At 60.1% G+C, this 2,010-nt stretch carries 1 protein-coding gene; it reads right to left on the reverse strand.

All coding sequences use genetic code 11. The features are described from left to right. Nucleotides 1-83 precede the first annotated feature (83 nt). Nucleotides 84-1,925: a hypothetical protein gene (locus LJ655_RS29970; protein WP_230564766.1), complete on the reverse strand. Its 1,842-nt coding sequence runs from the start codon at nt 1,923-1,925 to the stop codon at nt 84-86. Nucleotides 1,926-2,010: the final 85 nt, after the last annotated feature.

The raw sequence follows: 2,010 nt of genomic DNA on the forward strand, positions 1-2,010 counted from the left end.
CAAGCCCATCGCCTAATCTGTTGACGATTTGGTTTGGGTAGACTGACGCCGGCGTTGTTTCGAAGCCCCTTTGAACTTGGTTCTTAGGGGCTTTTTCTTGCCTCATGAACACCAAGCAGCTCATCCAGCTTCACGACGTGGGTTGCGAGGCCCAGCCTCATGGCGGGCGTCTTTCCGTCGGCGCCCTTGAGCGCGTAGTTGTAGTAGACCCTGAACACCGCCAGTATTTTCTCGATATGGACGGGGCGGTAGGCGGCGTAGCCGTACCACGTCCGACCGGCCTTGCTCGCCGTGCCAATTGGCCGTTCAAGAAACGAGAGCCGGCGTCGGACCTGCATGAAGAAACGGTCCACCGCATGCAGACTGCCCTTCAGATACAGGTTGGCCATGTGGTCCCGGTCGTAATCGTCGAAGTCGGTGAGGTAGCACAGCGCCTTCTGCGCTTCACTGCTGTTCGGCACAGGATGCGCCAGCCAGCGGTCCTTCCATTTGCCAAGTGACGCGGCCCGGTCCATTTCCTCCTGCATGAGGAGCACGGCGACCTCGTTCAGGCTCATGTCCGGGTTAGCGTCGACCGCCTCGTTAAATCGCTCCTGACTCTCGCGCACGAGCCGCCGTTTCGCGTCTACCGTCAGTTCCTTCGCGATACGCACATAAAAAGCATCACAACGCCGCTCACGAATCTCGTCTTCGAATGCGGCGAGACACGCCGCACGGATACCGGCCTCCTGGTCGAGGTAAAAGCGGACCTTCTCGACGCCTCTGAACAACTCCCGAAGCAGGAAGAAGTGTGCGTACAGGGTGTACTCGTTGCGCACCTGCATTCCAGCGCTCGGAAACTGACGGGCGCTTGTCATTATCTCTGCGCTCTCGATGTCCGTCCGTACGTCAGCACTGTCGTACGTTTCCTCGATGTCGTCTGTCAGACTTTGCGCCGGCGGGGACCGTTTCGACAAGCGTTTGAGCGATTCCGCCTGTGCCGCGGCGTAGTCTGGGTCGAGCCACAGGCGGGCATGTCGCCTGAACGGCGGCGCAACGCCAAAGTCTCCAGCGGTCGCTGCCTCGGCGCCGACGGTCGCCGGGTCAAGACTGGCGTCGAAGTTCAGATGCATTCCAAACACATAGCCGGTCTCCAATTCCGCGCTCCCCAGCGCTTGCAGTACGACGTTCCGCTTGTCCTGCCGACGGCTCCAGTTGACCATGTACTCCTGCCGGTCTACCGCGACGTACACGCGGTCCCTTGCAAATCCATCGAGCAAGGCCCGCTCGTGCTCAGCTGCAAATACCGTGAGCTGCCGGAAGAAGAAATCCAGCTTGTCGTACACCGTCTGCATGCTCACGTCCGCCACCTCGCAGATGCGCGATAGTGGTGACTTGTTCATGAGCAGCTTGAGGATGATGCGGTTCTTGTGGGGCACTCGCTGCCGAAGGATAGGCGAAGCCGGCAAGGAGAACGTCTTCTTGCACGACCGGCACCTGAATCGTGGTGACCCGCGGTCTGTCCACCCAAACCGTTGATACGCGGTGGAGTCGGACGCGGGGCGACCGAAGTTGGAACATTCAGCGTTGCGGCAACCACCCTCAAGGGGTTTCGCAAGATAACGGGACAGCCGCAGCAGCTCCTCGACGATGCCGAGGTTGCTCTTCATCGGCGGCATCTCACCGCACAACCGGCAATGGAGTACGGGGAGGTCTTTGCCGCGCGCAGCAATGGTGTACGCGCTCCCCGCAGCACCCGCGGCCTTCGCTCTGCGGGCGTAACGAGGCAAGACGGCCGAAACGCCGAAATTCGCGCAGCGCGGATTCTTGCAGAAGTTGACCTGGACAAGTCGCTTGCGCCCGTCCGGCAGCGTTACCTCAACGGCGGACGGGACCTTGGCCGGTGCCGCACCCGACATTTCAGGTGCGTCAGGAAGACCCGACATGAAGAAGCCCCTGTAAGTCATTGACTAACAGGGGCTATTTTGCAGAATCAAAACACGCTTATCAACAGATTAAGCGATGGGCTTG

Source organism: Paraburkholderia translucens, assembly GCF_020881035.1.
In the GTDB taxonomy this organism is placed as follows: domain Bacteria; phylum Pseudomonadota; class Gammaproteobacteria; order Burkholderiales; family Burkholderiaceae; genus Paraburkholderia; species Paraburkholderia translucens.

What these genes read in the sequence shown, in the direction of transcription:
- LJ655_RS29970 (WP_230564766.1), bottom strand. Translation starts at nt 1,925, where the DNA reads ATGTCGGGTCTTCCTGACGCACCTGAAATGTCGGGTGCGGCACCGGCC.